Consider the following 13720-nt stretch of genomic DNA (forward strand, 5'->3'; position numbering starts at 1 on the left):
CATTTATATGAAAAAAATTATTGCATTATCTCTGATTTTATGTTCGGTCTTTGTTTTTTCTCAAAACAAAACCATTGTTTCCAATTGGACTTCATTTGTTCAGTCGGTAAATGTGCAGAATATTCAAAACTGGAAGTTCAGAGTATCGGCAAAAATTCGAAAAGAGAATGATAACAACTCTAAATGCGCCATTTGGGCAAGAGTTGATAATACAGATGCAAAAGTTGGCTTCTTTGAAAATCAGGCTTATTCTGATATAAAAGTTACTACAGATTGGAAAACATTTGAAATAAAAGGAGTTATAGATCCGGAAGGAAAAACTCTTAATATTGGCGCATTTGCACAAGACAATGGAGATTTTTATTTTGATGATTTTAAGTTAGAAGTTCTTGATCCTAAAACCGTAAAATGGACTAATATTCCATTAAAAAATGCAGGATTTGAAGAAAACCTGGCTTCTGAAAAAACCTGGGCAGAAGGTATCGGAAGAAATAAGATAACGCATGTGAAAAATTTCAGCATTTCCACTTCAGACGACAAACCTTTCAGCGGAAAAAAATCTTTACTCATTAAAGCACGAAACATTATCGGAAGTATGCCTCACGGAAAGTTTGCAGATGTAAACGGTATCAAAATGTATTATGAAACATACGGTGAAGGCGAACCTCTTTTAATGCTTCACGGAAACGGGCAGTCGATCAACGCTTTCATGAATCAGGTGGATGTATTTTCAAAGAAATATAAAGTAATTATTGTTGATTGCAGAGAGAGAGGAAAATCTACTTATGATAAAACAAAAGAACTTACTTTCGACATTCAGGTTGAAGATCTGAAACAATTTCTGGATCAGCAAAATATCAAAAAAGTAAAAATCCTTGGTTGGAGTGACGGCGGAATTCTTGCGATTCTAATGGCTTTGAAACATCCTGATCTGGTTGATAAAATTGCCTGTTCCGGAGCCAACATATTTCCGAAAGGGATTAAAGATGAAGACCTTAAAGATATGAAAGAAACTTTGGCAAAACTTATCCGAGAAAATAAAAATGGCAAAAATGATGTTTACATCGACTTGTATAATTTGGATTTAAAACATCCTAATCTTAAATATGAAGACCTGAAAGCCATTCAATGCCCTTCTTTAATTGTTGCAGGAGATAAAGACGAAATTAAAACAGAGCATACTGTAAAAATTGCGGAATCCATTCCAAAAGGTCAGTTGGCGATCATTCCAAACTCTACTCATTATGTTCCTGAAGAAAAACCGGAGCTTTTCAATTCTTTGGTTTTGGATTTTTTTGACGGTAAATAATTTTGATAAACTAGTGAGATGAAAAAATTATTTGTTATTATTATACTGATGGGTTTTGGAAAAGTTTTCTCACAAGAAACCGTAAGTTTTAAACAAGAAAACATAAACACTGACGACAAAATTTATACTGAAGCGGATAAAATTCCAGAATATCCGGGTGGTATGATTGTTTTCCAAAAAAGTTTTTCTCAAGCTTTTAATAAGAATAACATCTCAGAAACAGGCGATTTGAGTACAGAAGCACAATTCGTAGTCTCTAAAGAAGGCTTTATTACTGAAGTTAAAACGTTGGGATACAGCAGATCTCTGAATCAAGAAGTTGAGCGAGCCATAAAGGCTGTAAAAGAGAAATGGGTTCCAGCAGAAATCAAAGGGAAACCCATCAATTTTAGATTTAGATTGCCTGTTAAAATGAATATACCTTAGTTGAAAAATGCTTTCAGTCAAAAAAAATATTCCAAATGTTTTTAAAATCCTTTTAATTTTAGGATTCGGATATTTCTTTTGGCTGATGCTGAAAATCACTTTGGAATATATTCCTTTGAGAACGGATGTAAGCTTTTTAATGATTAAACAGACCGAAGTAGAGCATAGAGCAGAATATCTTTATTTTTTCTATACGCATGTCTATACAAGCATTTTTGTTTTATTGAGTGGATTTTTAGCCATTCTCAGAAAAGATTTAGGAATAAAAAATCTCCATAAAAATGCAGGAAAGGTTTATATTTTTCTGATTTTACTTTTCGCAGCACCGTCAGGAATTTACATGGGAGTTTTTGCCAACGGAGGAATTTATTCTAAAATCTCTTTCGTTATTCTGGGCTGTTTGTGGTGGTTTTCGACTTTTAAAGCGTATCAGCTTGCCCGACAGAAAAAATTTAAAGAACACAAACAATGGATGTGGCGAAGTTTCGCTTTGACAATTTCTGCCATCACGCTGAGAATGTGGAAAGTAATTATTGTATATTTATTTCATCCTAATCCGATGGATGTTTACCAGATTATCGCATGGCTGGGCTGGGTTCCCAATCTATTATTAATTGAATATTTAATTGCAAAAAAACATATATGAAAATTTTAAAATTAACTTTGATTTCCCTGTTTACAGTAGCTTTGGTAAGCTGTAAAAAAGAGGCAAAAACAACAGATTCTTCAAAAGACAGCCTTACTGCAAAAAAAGATACTGTAGTGGCTCCCGAAATTTATAAAGAATATTACGGAATCTACATGGGCGATTTTGCCGGAAAAGAAATGATTACCCCGGAAATCGGGGAAGAATATGAAGGTGATGTCTACAAAAAACTTTCTTTAAAAATCAACAGAATTACAAAAGACAGTGTGTACGGGCAAAGTATTGTTAATGGCAACCAAAGACCTTTCCGAGGAATCTTTAATGAAGCGACGAAATCTTTTATTCTCGATGAGCCCGGAAATGATAAAACCGACGGAAGATTTGAGGTTAAATTAAATAATGACAGTCTTACCGGGAATTGGAATGCTTTTAATAAATCTGCGGTAAAATCTCCTACGAAAACGCTGAAACTAATCAAAAAAGAATTTGCCTATAATCCTAATTTCATGCTGGATGAAAACACAGATCTTATTGATTGGGAAAATCCTAAAGAATTCACAGAAAAATATACCGACGAGGAAACTGGAAAAACAGAAACATATAAGGCTTCAAAAAACAGAATTGCATCTGATGCTGTATTTAAAATTAATGCCTCAAGGCAAAAACTAACCGAAAAAGATTTAAAAAACCTCAGAAAACTGGATATGGAAATCATTAAAAATTCGGTTTTTGCAAGACACGGATATTCTTTTAAAAAGGCAACTTACAGAAATTTCTTTGAGCAGACCGATTGGTACATCCCTGTATCCAACAATGTCGATAAAGATCTTTCGCCGATGGAAAAAGATAATGTTGCATTACTGAACCGTTTTATAAAATATGCGGAAGATAAATATGACAGCTTCGGAAGATAATCAGTCCAACACTTTTTGCGGCTGTTGAATTTTCACAAAAAGATAAAGCAGTAAACATCCGACCGCATAACACAAAATATCGATCCAGGAAAACGAATTTCCGATCACGATATACATCAGGCTTCCTTCCCGGAAGCCTAATTTTTCTGCAATATTGAAGTATTGGGCAAACTCTACCAGAAAAGAAAAAATCAGAATTCCAAGAATCAGCTTTTCATTGTTTTTAATTCTGAAAAAGCTTTTGATAAAGGTATAGATAAGAATCACGACGATAACGTCTCCCAAGTAGGCTCTGACAAAGAAAATATCTTTTAGTTGGGTGGCAATTAAAACCTCAACCAAAAAAATAAGGATGGTTAAAAGGAAATATTGGAGATTAAATTTTAAGTTTATCATTTGAATTTATATTTTAGCAGGCTACAATAAACAAGATCATCACTCCAAATTATGGCAGATTTTATATTTCTGATTTTTATTCCTCCTGTTTTGCTTTTTATATATTATGTTGGGTTTGTGATCATGACCCGGTTTAAAATGAAACAGACCGACAACGATATGAAAACTCATTTTCTCAGACTTTTCTGGGGATTTATCCTTTTCTTCGTCGTTGCATTTTTTGTCTTTCTGATAAAATGGCTGGTATTTCCGCAGAAATCTTAATGGATCTGAGGGTTGCGGCGACCTTCGGTCGCCGCAACCCCGATATTTTAAAAACTATTTCTTTACTTTCACTGTACATCCGATTGCCACGGTCTTCGTCATTTTTACCGGCTCATTTTTAATGAGAGCATTTACCGCATCCTGAACGTAATATTCCGAAACATCATTCGGATTTTCGTAATTGTTGTCGATGGCTCCGATATATTTTACGATATTTTTCCCACCTTCTTTTTGCAGAAGAAAAACATGAGGCGTTTTTGTGGCTCCGTATTGAGGGAAAATTTTCTGTCCTTCATCTACCAGGTAAGGAAATGTAAAACCTTTCTGTTTCGCTCTTTCGATCATTAGTTGGTAGCCGTCCTCAGGCTGAACCGTCGGATCATTCGGATTGATAGCGATAACAGGATAACCCTGAGATTTGTATTTTTTGTCCAGCTCAATAATTCTGTCTTCATACTTTTTTGCATATGGACAATGATTGCACGTAAAAACAATAATGAAACCTTTTGCGCTTTTGAAATCTGCCAATGAAACCATTTTTCCATCGACATTTTTAAGTTTAAAATCGGTTGCTTCATCTCCCACTTCGTAGCCTTTTACGGAAGTTTTACTTTCTTTGTTAGGCTCAGTATTATCATGATTCATTGTGGTAAAACTCAGTAAGCCCAATCCAACGATGAAAGCTGTCATTAAAATTTTAAAATTTTTCATAGTATTTTGTTTAGTTTAAATTTTTTGTAACTGTCTGTTCAAGCTCTTCTTTACTCATTTCACCGTCATTGAAATGTACTTTCTCACCGCTTTTATAGAATAGGGTAACGGGAATATTTCCGTCCCAGTCTTTTTCAAATCGGGGGATCCAGGTATTCATCCTTTTGATATCGTCTAATAACACAACTTCGGCAGTAAGATTTTTATTTTTGATAAATTTTAAAACCCTTTCTTTATCCACCAATCTATCTAAAGAAACCAGAATCATTTTAAATTGAGGATTATCCTTATATTTTTCATTGATTTCCATAAAATGCGGAAGTTCTTTTACACACGGAGCACAGGTTGTCGCCCAGAAATTCACCACAAGAAGTTGAGCATTTTCCTGCTGAATCCGCTTTTCAAGGTCTTCATACTTTATTGATGATACAGAAGCCTGCTGTGCGTTAAAAATGGTAAAACCTAAAAATAGAAACAGGAGTCTTATTAAATTCTTCATACTCAAAATTACAAAAAGCTTTCATTCACTCGTGAATATCAATGTGTTAAAAATTCATTAAAGCAAAAAAAAAAAGAATATATATTATTCACTTTTATATGAATTATTAAATAAAAACAGTATATTCGTCTTACAAATTTAAATTATATTGTTATGAAAAATCTAAAAAAATTAACTAAAAAAGCCTTAAAAGAGATCAATGGAGGAGCTGGCAACGAGTGTATTTTAGAATGTTTCTGTTTTGATCCTAACAGCGAGCCTTATATTGGTGTCTGCACCGTAAAGGGGGCGTGTTGCTAACAAAAAACTGTTTAAAAGACATCGGCATCAAGATTTTTGATGTCGATTTTTATTTGTTATTAATACTTATCATTACAACAATCAATCCATTACAAATACCATCATATTTGTAAATTCAAAAGAATTTCGGCTCTCTTTTTGCTGCCTAAGAAACACACCTTAATCTGTACAATATGAAAAAGACAGCATTACTTTTAGGCTTAATCTTCAGCATTACCTTATGGGCACAATCCGAATTCAGTTCTGTGACGGAACTTCCTGATTATAACCTGTTAAAAACAAAAATGAAGCTGAGCGATGTCTTTACGAAAGCCGATACTCCTGCAGAATTTCCGGGCGGAAGCGAAACATTCAAAAAAAGGTTTGCAGAAAGTATGGATGTCATTGATGTAAAAACGAACAAGATTGATACCCGCGTCTATTTTATTGTTGAGAAAACTGGATATGTAAGATTCGTTACTGCTACAGGAAACGATAAAAAGCATGCGCAAGCTGCAGAAGTTGCTGTAAGAAGACTTTTTGTAAAGTGGAAACCTGCGCTGATTAACGGAGAACCGGTTCGTTATCTTTATACTTTTCCTTTGACCTTGAAGAAGTTCGATTAAAATAAAAAAGTCTCAGAAATTCTGAGACTTATCTTTTTTATCCACCAATCATTTTTTTAATGGAATTCAGCTTCATTAAAGCTTCAATCGGCGTCAAAGTATTAATATCAATTTTAGTTAATTCTTCACGAATATTTTCCAGAACAGGATCGTCTAACTGAAAGAAAGACAGCTGCATATTTTCTTCTGTCACTCTTTTGATACTTTCAGAAGAACTTCCTTGAGTTCGGCTTGCTTCTAAGGTTTTTAAAATTTCATTGGCTCTGTTTACAACTTTTGAAGGCATTCCCGCCAATTTCGCCACATGAATACCAAAACTATGCTCACTTCCACCAGGAATCAATTTTCTTAAAAAGATAATATTTCCCTTATTCTCCTGAATAGAAACATGGAAATTTTTCACACGTGCAAAATTCACGGTCATTTCGTTCAATTCATGATAATGCGTTGCAAACAAAGTCTTAGCCTGAGTCGGATGCTGATGAAGATATTCTGCAATCGCCCAGGCAATCGAAACTCCGTCATACGTAGAAGTTCCACGACCGATTTCATCTAAAAGAATTAAACTTCTTTCAGATATATTATTGAGAATATTCGCAGCCTCATTCATTTCCACCATGAAAGTCGATTCTCCTGCAGAAATATTATCCGTCGCTCCTACCCTCGTAAAAATTTTATCTAAAACTCCAATTTCCGCGTGTTTTGCAGGTACAAAACTTCCGATTTGTGCTAAGAGACAAACAATTGCAGTCTGACGAAGAATCGCCGATTTACCCGCCATGTTTGGTCCTGTAACCATAATAATCTGCTGAGAATCTTTATCTAAGAAAATATCATTCGGAATATATTTTTCACCCAAAGGAAGTGCATTTTCGATGATCGGATGTCTCGCTTCTTTTAAATCGATCGCAAAAGTATCCGTCAAAACCGGCTTTGTATAACTCTCAGAAACAGCAAGTTCAGACAAACCAACTGCAACATCCAATTGCGCAATGATTTTAGAATTTTCCTGAATCTGGTCGATATAAATCATTGTTTCAGAACAAACATTTCGGTAGAGTTCGTTTTCTAAAACGCCGATCTTTTCTTCTGCTCCAAGAATCTGATTTTCATATTCTTTCAGCTCTTCCGTGATGTAACGTTCGGCATTTACCAACGTCTGTTTTCTCAGCCAATCACTTGGAACTTTATCTTTATGTGTATTTCGAACTTCAATATAATATCCGAAAACATTATTAAAATCAATTTTAAGACTTGTAATTCCTGTTCTTTCAATCTCTCTTTGGCACATTTCGTCCAGGAAACCACGACCTTTGGATTGAAGCCCTCTCAATCGGTCCAACTCTTCAGAAATCCCTTCTTTAATCACATTTCCTTTGGACAAATTAACAGGCAATTCATCATTCAGATGATTTTGAAGACATTTAATTAATTCTTCCTGATCATAAAGCGGATCCAGCCAAGCTAAAACATCAGCATAAGGATGAAGCAATGCTTTGATTTGATGAATATTAATTAAGCTCTGGCGAAGATATCCCAATTCTTTAGGTGAAATTTTTTCTGCCGCCAATTTTCCCATCAATCGATCCAAATCTGATATTGATTTTAATAATTGGGAAATATCATATTTAAGATGATCGTTTTCGTTTAAAAAATCAATTAAAGAAAGCCTTCTATTGATTTCATTTACAGACTTTAAAGGCAAAATAATTCTTCGTCTCAACAGTCTTCCTCCCATCGGAGTTGAAGTTTTATCAATAATATCTAACAGTGATTTTCCCTGTGGATTGCTTGGATAAACAATTTCAAGGTTTCTCAGTGTAAAATTATCCATCATCAGGAAATCTTCCTGAGGAATAATCTGAATTTTGGTAATGTGAGACAATAAGTTATGGTGTGTATCTTCAACCAGATACGCGAAAATTGCTCCCGCTGCCGTAATTGCCAATGGCTGATTTTCAACCCCAAAACCTTTTAATGAATTGGTTTTAAAGTGATTCGTCAGTTTTTCGTAGGCAAAATTGTATTGATAAGCCCAATCTTCAAGCTTAAAAGCATTTTTATTTTTAATCTGTTCCGGAATCTGAACACTTCTCTGATAAATAATCTCACTTGGATCAAAAGTATTGACAATATGAAGTAATTTTTCTAAATTTCCTTCGCTTACTAAAAATTCGCCTGTTGAAATATCGACCAAAGCAATTCCGAATTTCTCTTTTTCCTTATGAAGAGACAAAAGGAAATTATTCTTCTTTGAATTAAGAACCTGATCATTGAACGTCACGCCTGGTGTCACCAATTCTGTAACACCGCGTTTTACAATTCCTTTCACCATTTTCGGATCTTCTAACTGGTCGCAAATCGCAACTCTCATTCCCGCTCTTACCAATTTTGGCAAATAAGAATCTACGGAATGATGAGGAAATCCAGCCAATTCGATGTGACCTTCACCGTTGGCTCTTTTCGTTAAAACGATTCCTAAGATTTGAGAAGTTCTAACCGCATCCTGCCCGAAAGTTTCGTAAAAATCTCCCACTCTGAATAGTAAAAGCGCATCAGGATATTTCGCCTTGATGGTGTTGTACTGCGTCATTAACGGGGTCTCTTTCTTCGCTGCCTTTGCCATTAAAATCGTTCTTAAAATTAGGTCGGTAAAAGTATGAAATAAATAGGAATTAGGTTGCAGGAATTAGATCTCAGGTTGAAGTTTTCACCATACTTAATTTGTACATCCTTGTCAAGGCCTAAATCTTGACGAAGATGAGAAAAACTTCAGAGTAAATCTATTTGATATTAGCCAAAGCCTTCGAACTCTTCTTATAAGCCCATTTCTGCTTATAATTCACCCATTTAGCTTTAAAAAGTTTTCGCATTAATTTATCTGTATATCGCATAATGAAAACATGATACAGCATATTTGCAAAAACATTCGGTTTATTCGGAAGCGCACGAAGTGACAATGAAAATCCGGGCTCCAAATATCTGTTGAAATGCCAAAAAGCACCGGGAATAAAAAGTGCATCACCATGTTCCATGAAAATTTCAAAACCTTTTGCGTGTTTTAAAGCCGGAAACTTTTCATAATCCGGGTTTTCGTAATCTACATCGTAAATAGTATGAACTGACAATGGAACTTTATATAAAAACGCAGATTGCTTCTGATCGAACAATAAGATTCTTTTTTTCCCTTCAAAATGAATATGTAAAAAATCGCCCAAATCCACATCGTAATGCATTAAAACATGAGCTTCACTTCCTCCGAAAAATAGGGTTGGCAGACGTTTAAAAAATTTCATTCCAAGATCTGGATACGTGAAATTTTTCAACAATTCCGGAAGACGGTCGGTGATGATGTAAAAGAAAATTCGGAGATCAGAAGGGTTGCTTTTTATCGTGTCGATATAGTCCTTCATTTTCATTTTTGTGACGGGAGCATCTGTACTTTTGTTGGCGTCTGCTGGTTTATTATCATACAACGGGACTTCCTGTTCTCCAGCTTTTTCACGAATAAAATCGAAGTTCCATTTATCGAAAGCATCCCATCGGCTCGCGAAATTTTTAATCAAAAGAGGTTTATGCTTTTTGAAATAATTTTTCTGAAAATCTTCTTTACTGATATCAGTGACAACATCTACGTTTTCGAGGATCATTTTGGTTGGGTATTTGAAAATGAGACTAAAAATAGTGTTTTTTTGAATTTTGGGGAAATTTCAGAGTTAATATTAGTTATCATTTCCCATAAGGCACAGTGTAAAATTTTAACTTAAAAAATATAAAAGCATTGAAATTATACCTCCAAAAATAATCACAGCACAGCCTTGCGGACTTTTCGATTTTCTTTTTCCTCTTCCGAATGTACTTACGTAATGACCACTCACCCATTTTCCGTTTCTAAAATATCCTTTTCTGTAATAACCCATTTTGTATTAATTTTTTCAACAAAGAAAAAATCAATAGCGTGAAAAAAATTATGGTTTTCCGTAAAGTCAGGATAAAACGAAAATTTTATATTTGTAAGACAACCTAGTTTATGAGAGTTTACAACACCAAACATTTCCTGAAAATCCTTTTCAGTTTACATAAAAGTGATACATTAAAGATTTTATTTCCAAGTATGATTCTTGTCGGATTATACTCGTGGGGAATTGAATATCTGGAACTTGAGTATTTTCATTTAAATTCAAAATCAGGAATAAGCAATGTAGGATTGATTCATTCCTTGTTGGGATTTGTGCTTTCTTTATTATTGGTGTTCAGAACAAATACGGCGTACGACAGATGGTGGGAAGGAAGAAAACTTTGGGGAAAACTGGTAAATGACACCCGAAATTTCGCCATAAAAATTAATACAATTTTGGGTGACGACAGACAAACAGCCGAGCAAATTGCAAGATATTTAAAGTTTTTTCCTCATTTTTTAGCGAAACATTTATCAAAAGAGTCTACAAGATTAGCTTTAGATGAAGATTATTCCGAGATTGAAAAAGAGCTGAAAAATCATGGCCCGAGTGAGCTTGTTATTCTTTTAAGTCATAAATTAAATCAATTAAAAAAAGAAGGGAAAGTATCAGACATTGAAATGCTTTATTTAGACAGTCAGCTCTCTGGTTTTCTTGAAGTTTGTGGCGGTTGCGAAAGAATTAAAAACACTCCGATCCCCTATTCTTATTCTTCGTTTATCAAGAAATTTATTATTCTGTATGTTTTCGCCTTGCCGATTGCTTATGTTATCAACATCGGGAATTTCATTATTCCGCTGACCGTTTTTATTTATTATGTCTTAATGAGTCTTGAATTAATTGCTGAAGAAATTGAAGATCCTTTCAACAACGACGAAAACGACATTCCCATGGAAACCATTGCTCAGAATATCGAGAAGAATGTTCATCAAATCATGTCAAAAAAATAAAAGAAATCAAGCTTTAAAGCTTGATTTCTTTTATTTCGCCGTCTTGTTTTATTTCAACAAATTTACTTTCACGGTTTCCAGCATTGTAGCCATAGAAAAACGTCTGATATATCGGTGTGGAGTATAAATACCCTCCGTAAGCGTTATAAGCATCCGACTGTCCGGTTTGTTTCTGATAACTTGCCGTTGCTGTAAAATTAATAATGGTTTCCAGATAATATTTTCCAGGTTTCAGTTTTTCGAATTTAAATCTTCCGTGGTCGTCCGTCAGGGCTTCAATTCTGTATTTAAAAGCTTCTTCAGACATATAAACGGTCGTCTTTTTATTTTCATACTTCTTTCTCATATCGTAAAACTCTTCAAAATATGGAGTTACCGGAAATAGCATCACCACAGTCCCCTTTTTAGCATAATGTTTTTCAGCCAGCAGAGGTTTGATTCCCCAATTATTTTTCTGTTTTGTTGATGCCACTCCTTCAATAGTAGAATTTCCGTAGCCAATCATGCTCTGGGCAAGTTTCTTATCAAAAAAAGCCTGTGGATAGTAGGTATTTTGTGCTTTAATAAAAGTGAAAGACAATACCATGGTTATTAAAGCGATTGTATTTTTCATAGCTTAACTTTAGCCAAATATAGGTATTTTGTAAAAGAGAAAAAATACCCAAATTTGGGGAGAAAAAAATAAGATTCAGTGTTGTGCTAAGTTGCATTGTTTCAACAAATATTAATTTAAATAAAAATTTATGAAATATTCATTATTAATCGCTGTCTGTACATTTGGAATCATGTCTGCCCAGAAGCCCTGCGGATTTAAAGACGGATTGCAGGAAGGAAGCTGCAAGCATTTTTATGAAAACGGACAGGTAAAGGAAATTGCCGAATGGAAAAAAGGAAAACTGGAAGGCGACGCCGTTTTTTATTTTGATAATGGAAAAACGCAGGCAAAAGGTGAATACAGGAAAGGCTATAAAGTAAAAGAATGGGAATATTATGACAAAGCGGGAGTATTAACTTCAAAAGAAATCTTCAGAAATGGAGAAAAGAATATTTATGACAACAGCTCCACCGCAACATTCTATTCTCCTACGGGAAAAATTACTGAAGTTTCAAATTATAAATTTGGTAAATTGCATGGCGAAAGTAAACTCTATTACGAAGACGGAAAATCTGTAAAACAAATCGGAATTTACGAAAACGGCTTGGCCACAGGGAAATGGAAGGCGCTGTACCCATCAGGGAAAATCCAAAGAGAAACGGAATTCGTAAATGATAAATGGAACGGAACCCGGGTGCATTACCGCGAAAACGGAAGCGTAGAGAAAACGGAAGTTTACAAAGACGGAAAATTAATCTCAACAAAATAAGACATTGGTACACAAATTAAAACTGGAAGAACTCAACAGAATAGATGTAGAAACTTTTAAATCGGTTGAAAAAATTCCATTGGTCGTGGTTTTAGACAACATCAGAAGTATGCACAACGTAGGAGCAACTTTCAGAACAGCGGATGCTTTTTTGGTTCAGAAAATTATTCTTTGCGGAATAACGCCACAGCCGCCACACCGCGAAATTCACAAAGCGGCTTTGGGAGCAACGGAAAGTGTAGACTGGAGCCATGAAAGTGATATTAATACAGCCATTGCAGATTTAAAATCGCAGAGTTTTGAAGTAATTGGAATAGAACAGACGACAAACAGCCAGATGATCGCAGATTTTAAAATCGACAGATCAAAAAAATATGCGGTTATTTTAGGGAATGAAGTAGAAGGAATCAGTGATGAAGCGTTACCCAATATTGATTCTTTTATTGAAATTCCACAGCTGGGAACCAAGCATTCTTTAAATGTAAGTGTTTGCGGCGGAATCGTAATGTGGGAATTTGCTAAGACTTTGGGAATAAAATAAAAAAACTGCATGTGTCTAATAGACAGTGCAGTTTGAAATAAATCTAATAAAAAGTAAAAATGAAAGGCGACAAAGGTACCTTTTTTTTTAACACGAACAAATTTTAAGTTTACTTTTTTTAATTTTTCTAAAAAAAAGTATCATTTTCAGAAAAAGTTTCGTTTAATTTTTTATAAATTAGCACAATGTTTATCAAAGACTATATCTCAAAAGACTTCCCGTGTTTCAGCCTTTCTGACTCGATAGAATCAGCAAGGGACATGTTAGAAGCATTTGGATATTCTCACGTCTTCATCAAAAAATCCCATCATTTTTACGGAGCGTTGGCCGAGGATTTTCTTTATGAAGAAGAGGGCACTCTAAAGGATCTGGAACATCAGATCGAGCGTTTTGCCATTTTGGAGGATAACAATATTATGGACAGCATCAGGTTGTTTTATACATTTAATGCCAATGTCATTCCGGTTATCAACAAGGCAGAAAAATATTTGGGATACATCAGCTGTGAAGATATTTTCCAGGATTTATCAAAATATCCTTTGTTTTCGGAGTCGGGCGCAATACTTACTGTAGAAGTTCCGGCAAGAAAATACTCAATGACGGAGATCGCGAATATTGTGGAAAGTAATAATTCTAAATTTTACGGCGCATTTATCAGCTTTATGTCCGACGAGGTTATTCAGGTAACGATAAAGATTGGCAATGAAAATCTGAGCTCTATTGATGAAACATTCGACCGATATGATTATAGAATCGTACAAAAGTATTATTCTGACGAAAAATCAGACTTGTTTCAGGACAGATTCGGATTTTTCCAAAAATTTATAGAAATATAA

18 protein-coding genes are annotated in these 13720 nt (G+C 34.6%); 11 read left to right on the forward strand and 7 right to left on the reverse strand.

The window, feature by feature from the left end; all coding sequences use genetic code 11:
- The first annotated feature begins 7 nt into the window (after positions 1-7).
- Genes BUA89_RS18935 through BUA89_RS18950 form a run of 4 tightly spaced genes read left to right on the forward strand, consistent with a single transcriptional unit; the run spans position 8 to position 3295 of the window.
- Complete coding sequence (locus BUA89_RS18935) at positions 8-1309, forward strand: alpha/beta fold hydrolase (RefSeq protein ID WP_072962287.1); 1302 nt, start codon at positions 8-10, stop codon at positions 1307-1309.
- Between the two features lie 18 nt (positions 1310-1327).
- Positions 1328-1735, forward strand: coding sequence for an energy transducer TonB (locus BUA89_RS18940; RefSeq protein WP_072962290.1), 408 nt, complete (start codon positions 1328-1330; stop codon positions 1733-1735).
- A 7-nt stretch (positions 1736-1742) separates the two neighbouring features.
- Entirely contained in the window at positions 1743-2381 is a 639-nt protein-coding gene (locus BUA89_RS18945) for a DUF2306 domain-containing protein (protein ID WP_072962294.1), read from the forward strand.
- On the forward strand, positions 2378-3295 hold the full coding sequence (locus BUA89_RS18950) for a YARHG domain-containing protein (RefSeq protein WP_072962298.1): 918 nt from the start codon (positions 2378-2380) through the stop codon (positions 3293-3295). The genes BUA89_RS18945 and BUA89_RS18950 overlap by 4 nt, the downstream gene beginning before the upstream one ends.
- Here BUA89_RS18950 and BUA89_RS18955 read toward each other — a convergent pair whose 3' ends face one another.
- Positions 3296-3691, reverse strand: a complete 396-nt coding sequence (locus BUA89_RS18955; protein ID WP_072962302.1) for a ribosomal maturation YjgA family protein — start codon at positions 3689-3691, stop codon at positions 3296-3298. It abuts the gene before it with no gap.
- Between the two features lie 51 nt (positions 3692-3742).
- Here BUA89_RS18955 and BUA89_RS18960 point away from each other — a divergent pair, with 51 nt between their 5' ends.
- Complete coding sequence (locus tag BUA89_RS18960) at positions 3743-3955, forward strand: hypothetical protein (RefSeq protein WP_072962305.1); 213 nt, start codon at positions 3743-3745, stop codon at positions 3953-3955.
- 54 nt (positions 3956-4009) lie between these two features.
- Here BUA89_RS18960 and BUA89_RS18965 read toward each other — a convergent pair whose 3' ends face one another.
- Together BUA89_RS18965 and BUA89_RS18970 are read right to left on the reverse strand one after the other, a co-directional pair.
- Positions 4010-4666 (reverse strand): thioredoxin family protein, encoded by a 657-nt coding sequence (locus BUA89_RS18965; protein ID WP_072962308.1) that lies wholly within the window; start codon positions 4664-4666, stop codon positions 4010-4012.
- Positions 4667-4676: 10 nt separating this feature from the next.
- Positions 4677-5165 carry a TlpA family protein disulfide reductase gene (locus BUA89_RS18970; RefSeq protein WP_072962312.1) on the reverse strand — a complete coding sequence of 163 codons (489 nt, stop codon included), beginning with the start codon at positions 5163-5165 and terminating at the stop codon, positions 4677-4679.
- A 153-nt stretch (positions 5166-5318) separates the two neighbouring features.
- Between BUA89_RS18970 and BUA89_RS23005 the strand changes: the two genes are divergently transcribed.
- Both BUA89_RS23005 and BUA89_RS18975 read left to right on the forward strand, forming a co-directional pair.
- Positions 5319-5465 (forward strand): bacteriocin-like protein, encoded by a 147-nt coding sequence (locus BUA89_RS23005; protein ID WP_143152402.1) that lies wholly within the window; start codon positions 5319-5321, stop codon positions 5463-5465.
- Between the two features lie 173 nt (positions 5466-5638).
- Positions 5639-6070, forward strand: coding sequence for an energy transducer TonB (locus BUA89_RS18975; protein ID WP_072962316.1), 432 nt, complete (start codon positions 5639-5641; stop codon positions 6068-6070).
- A gap of 37 nt (positions 6071-6107) precedes the next feature.
- On the opposite strand, the gene mutS is transcribed toward BUA89_RS18975, so the two are convergent.
- From mutS to BUA89_RS23200, 3 genes are all read right to left on the reverse strand, one after another.
- Positions 6108-8696 carry a DNA mismatch repair protein MutS gene (gene mutS, locus BUA89_RS18980; protein WP_072962320.1) on the reverse strand — a complete coding sequence of 863 codons (2589 nt, stop codon included), beginning with the start codon at positions 8694-8696 and terminating at the stop codon, positions 6108-6110.
- A gap of 157 nt (positions 8697-8853) precedes the next feature.
- On the reverse strand, positions 8854-9720 hold the full coding sequence (locus BUA89_RS18985; RefSeq protein WP_072962323.1) for a cupin-like domain-containing protein: 867 nt from the start codon (positions 9718-9720) through the stop codon (positions 8854-8856).
- A 108-nt stretch (positions 9721-9828) separates the two neighbouring features.
- Entirely contained in the window at positions 9829-9990 is a 162-nt protein-coding gene (locus BUA89_RS23200; protein WP_178362477.1) for a hypothetical protein, read from the reverse strand.
- 110 nt (positions 9991-10100) lie between these two features.
- On the opposite strand from BUA89_RS23200, the gene BUA89_RS18990 reads away from it, so the two are divergent.
- On the forward strand, positions 10101-10979 hold the full coding sequence (locus tag BUA89_RS18990) for a bestrophin family protein (RefSeq protein WP_072962326.1): 879 nt from the start codon (positions 10101-10103) through the stop codon (positions 10977-10979).
- A 13-nt stretch (positions 10980-10992) separates the two neighbouring features.
- Here the strand turns inward: BUA89_RS18990 and BUA89_RS18995 are convergent, their stop codons facing one another.
- Positions 10993-11592, reverse strand: a complete 600-nt coding sequence (locus BUA89_RS18995) for a hypothetical protein (RefSeq protein WP_072962330.1) — start codon at positions 11590-11592, stop codon at positions 10993-10995.
- Between the two features lie 130 nt (positions 11593-11722).
- Here BUA89_RS18995 and BUA89_RS19000 point away from each other — a divergent pair, with 130 nt between their 5' ends.
- From BUA89_RS19000 to BUA89_RS19010, 3 genes are all read left to right on the forward strand, one after another.
- Positions 11723-12343 carry a toxin-antitoxin system YwqK family antitoxin gene (locus tag BUA89_RS19000; RefSeq protein ID WP_072962333.1) on the forward strand — a complete coding sequence of 207 codons (621 nt, stop codon included), beginning with the start codon at positions 11723-11725 and terminating at the stop codon, positions 12341-12343.
- A 4-nt stretch (positions 12344-12347) separates the two neighbouring features.
- On the forward strand, positions 12348-12884 hold the full coding sequence (locus BUA89_RS19005) for an RNA methyltransferase (protein WP_072962336.1): 537 nt from the start codon (positions 12348-12350) through the stop codon (positions 12882-12884).
- 185 nt (positions 12885-13069) lie between these two features.
- Positions 13070-13720, forward strand: a complete 651-nt coding sequence (locus BUA89_RS19010; RefSeq protein WP_072962339.1) for a CBS domain-containing protein — start codon at positions 13070-13072, stop codon at positions 13718-13720.

This window comes from Chryseobacterium arachidis, from assembly GCF_900129245.1.
Classification (GTDB): Bacteria; Bacteroidota; Bacteroidia; order Flavobacteriales; family Weeksellaceae; genus Chryseobacterium; species Chryseobacterium arachidis.

Bases quoted from the DNA above. Each gene is read 5' to 3' on its own strand.
- BUA89_RS18935 (WP_072962287.1), top strand. From the start codon at position 8: ATGAAAAAAATTATTGCATTATCTCTGATTTTATGTTCGGTCTTTGTT.
- BUA89_RS18940 (WP_072962290.1), top strand. From the start codon at position 1,328: ATGAAAAAATTATTTGTTATTATTATACTGATGGGTTTTGGAAAAGTT.
- BUA89_RS18945 (WP_072962294.1), top strand. From the start codon at position 1,743: ATGCTTTCAGTCAAAAAAAATATTCCAAATGTTTTTAAAATCCTTTTA.
- BUA89_RS18950 (WP_072962298.1), top strand. From the start codon at position 2,378: ATGAAAATTTTAAAATTAACTTTGATTTCCCTGTTTACAGTAGCTTTG.
- BUA89_RS18955 (WP_072962302.1), bottom strand. From the start codon at position 3,691: ATGATAAACTTAAAATTTAATCTCCAATATTTCCTTTTAACCATCCTT.
- BUA89_RS18960 (WP_072962305.1), top strand. From the start codon at position 3,743: ATGGCAGATTTTATATTTCTGATTTTTATTCCTCCTGTTTTGCTTTTT.
- BUA89_RS18965 (WP_072962308.1), bottom strand. From the start codon at position 4,666: ATGAAAAATTTTAAAATTTTAATGACAGCTTTCATCGTTGGATTGGGC.
- BUA89_RS18970 (WP_072962312.1), bottom strand. From the start codon at position 5,165: ATGAAGAATTTAATAAGACTCCTGTTTCTATTTTTAGGTTTTACCATT.
- BUA89_RS23005 (WP_143152402.1), top strand. From the start codon at position 5,319: ATGAAAAATCTAAAAAAATTAACTAAAAAAGCCTTAAAAGAGATCAAT.
- BUA89_RS18975 (WP_072962316.1), top strand. From the start codon at position 5,639: ATGAAAAAGACAGCATTACTTTTAGGCTTAATCTTCAGCATTACCTTA.
- mutS (WP_072962320.1), bottom strand. From the start codon at position 8,696: ATGGCAAAGGCAGCGAAGAAAGAGACCCCGTTAATGACGCAGTACAAC.
- BUA89_RS18985 (WP_072962323.1), bottom strand. From the start codon at position 9,720: ATGATCCTCGAAAACGTAGATGTTGTCACTGATATCAGTAAAGAAGAT.
- BUA89_RS23200 (WP_178362477.1), bottom strand. From the start codon at position 9,990: ATGGGTTATTACAGAAAAGGATATTTTAGAAACGGAAAATGGGTGAGT.
- BUA89_RS18990 (WP_072962326.1), top strand. From the start codon at position 10,101: ATGAGAGTTTACAACACCAAACATTTCCTGAAAATCCTTTTCAGTTTA.
- BUA89_RS18995 (WP_072962330.1), bottom strand. From the start codon at position 11,592: ATGAAAAATACAATCGCTTTAATAACCATGGTATTGTCTTTCACTTTT.
- BUA89_RS19000 (WP_072962333.1), top strand. From the start codon at position 11,723: ATGAAATATTCATTATTAATCGCTGTCTGTACATTTGGAATCATGTCT.
- BUA89_RS19010 (WP_072962339.1), top strand. From the start codon at position 13,070: ATGTTTATCAAAGACTATATCTCAAAAGACTTCCCGTGTTTCAGCCTT.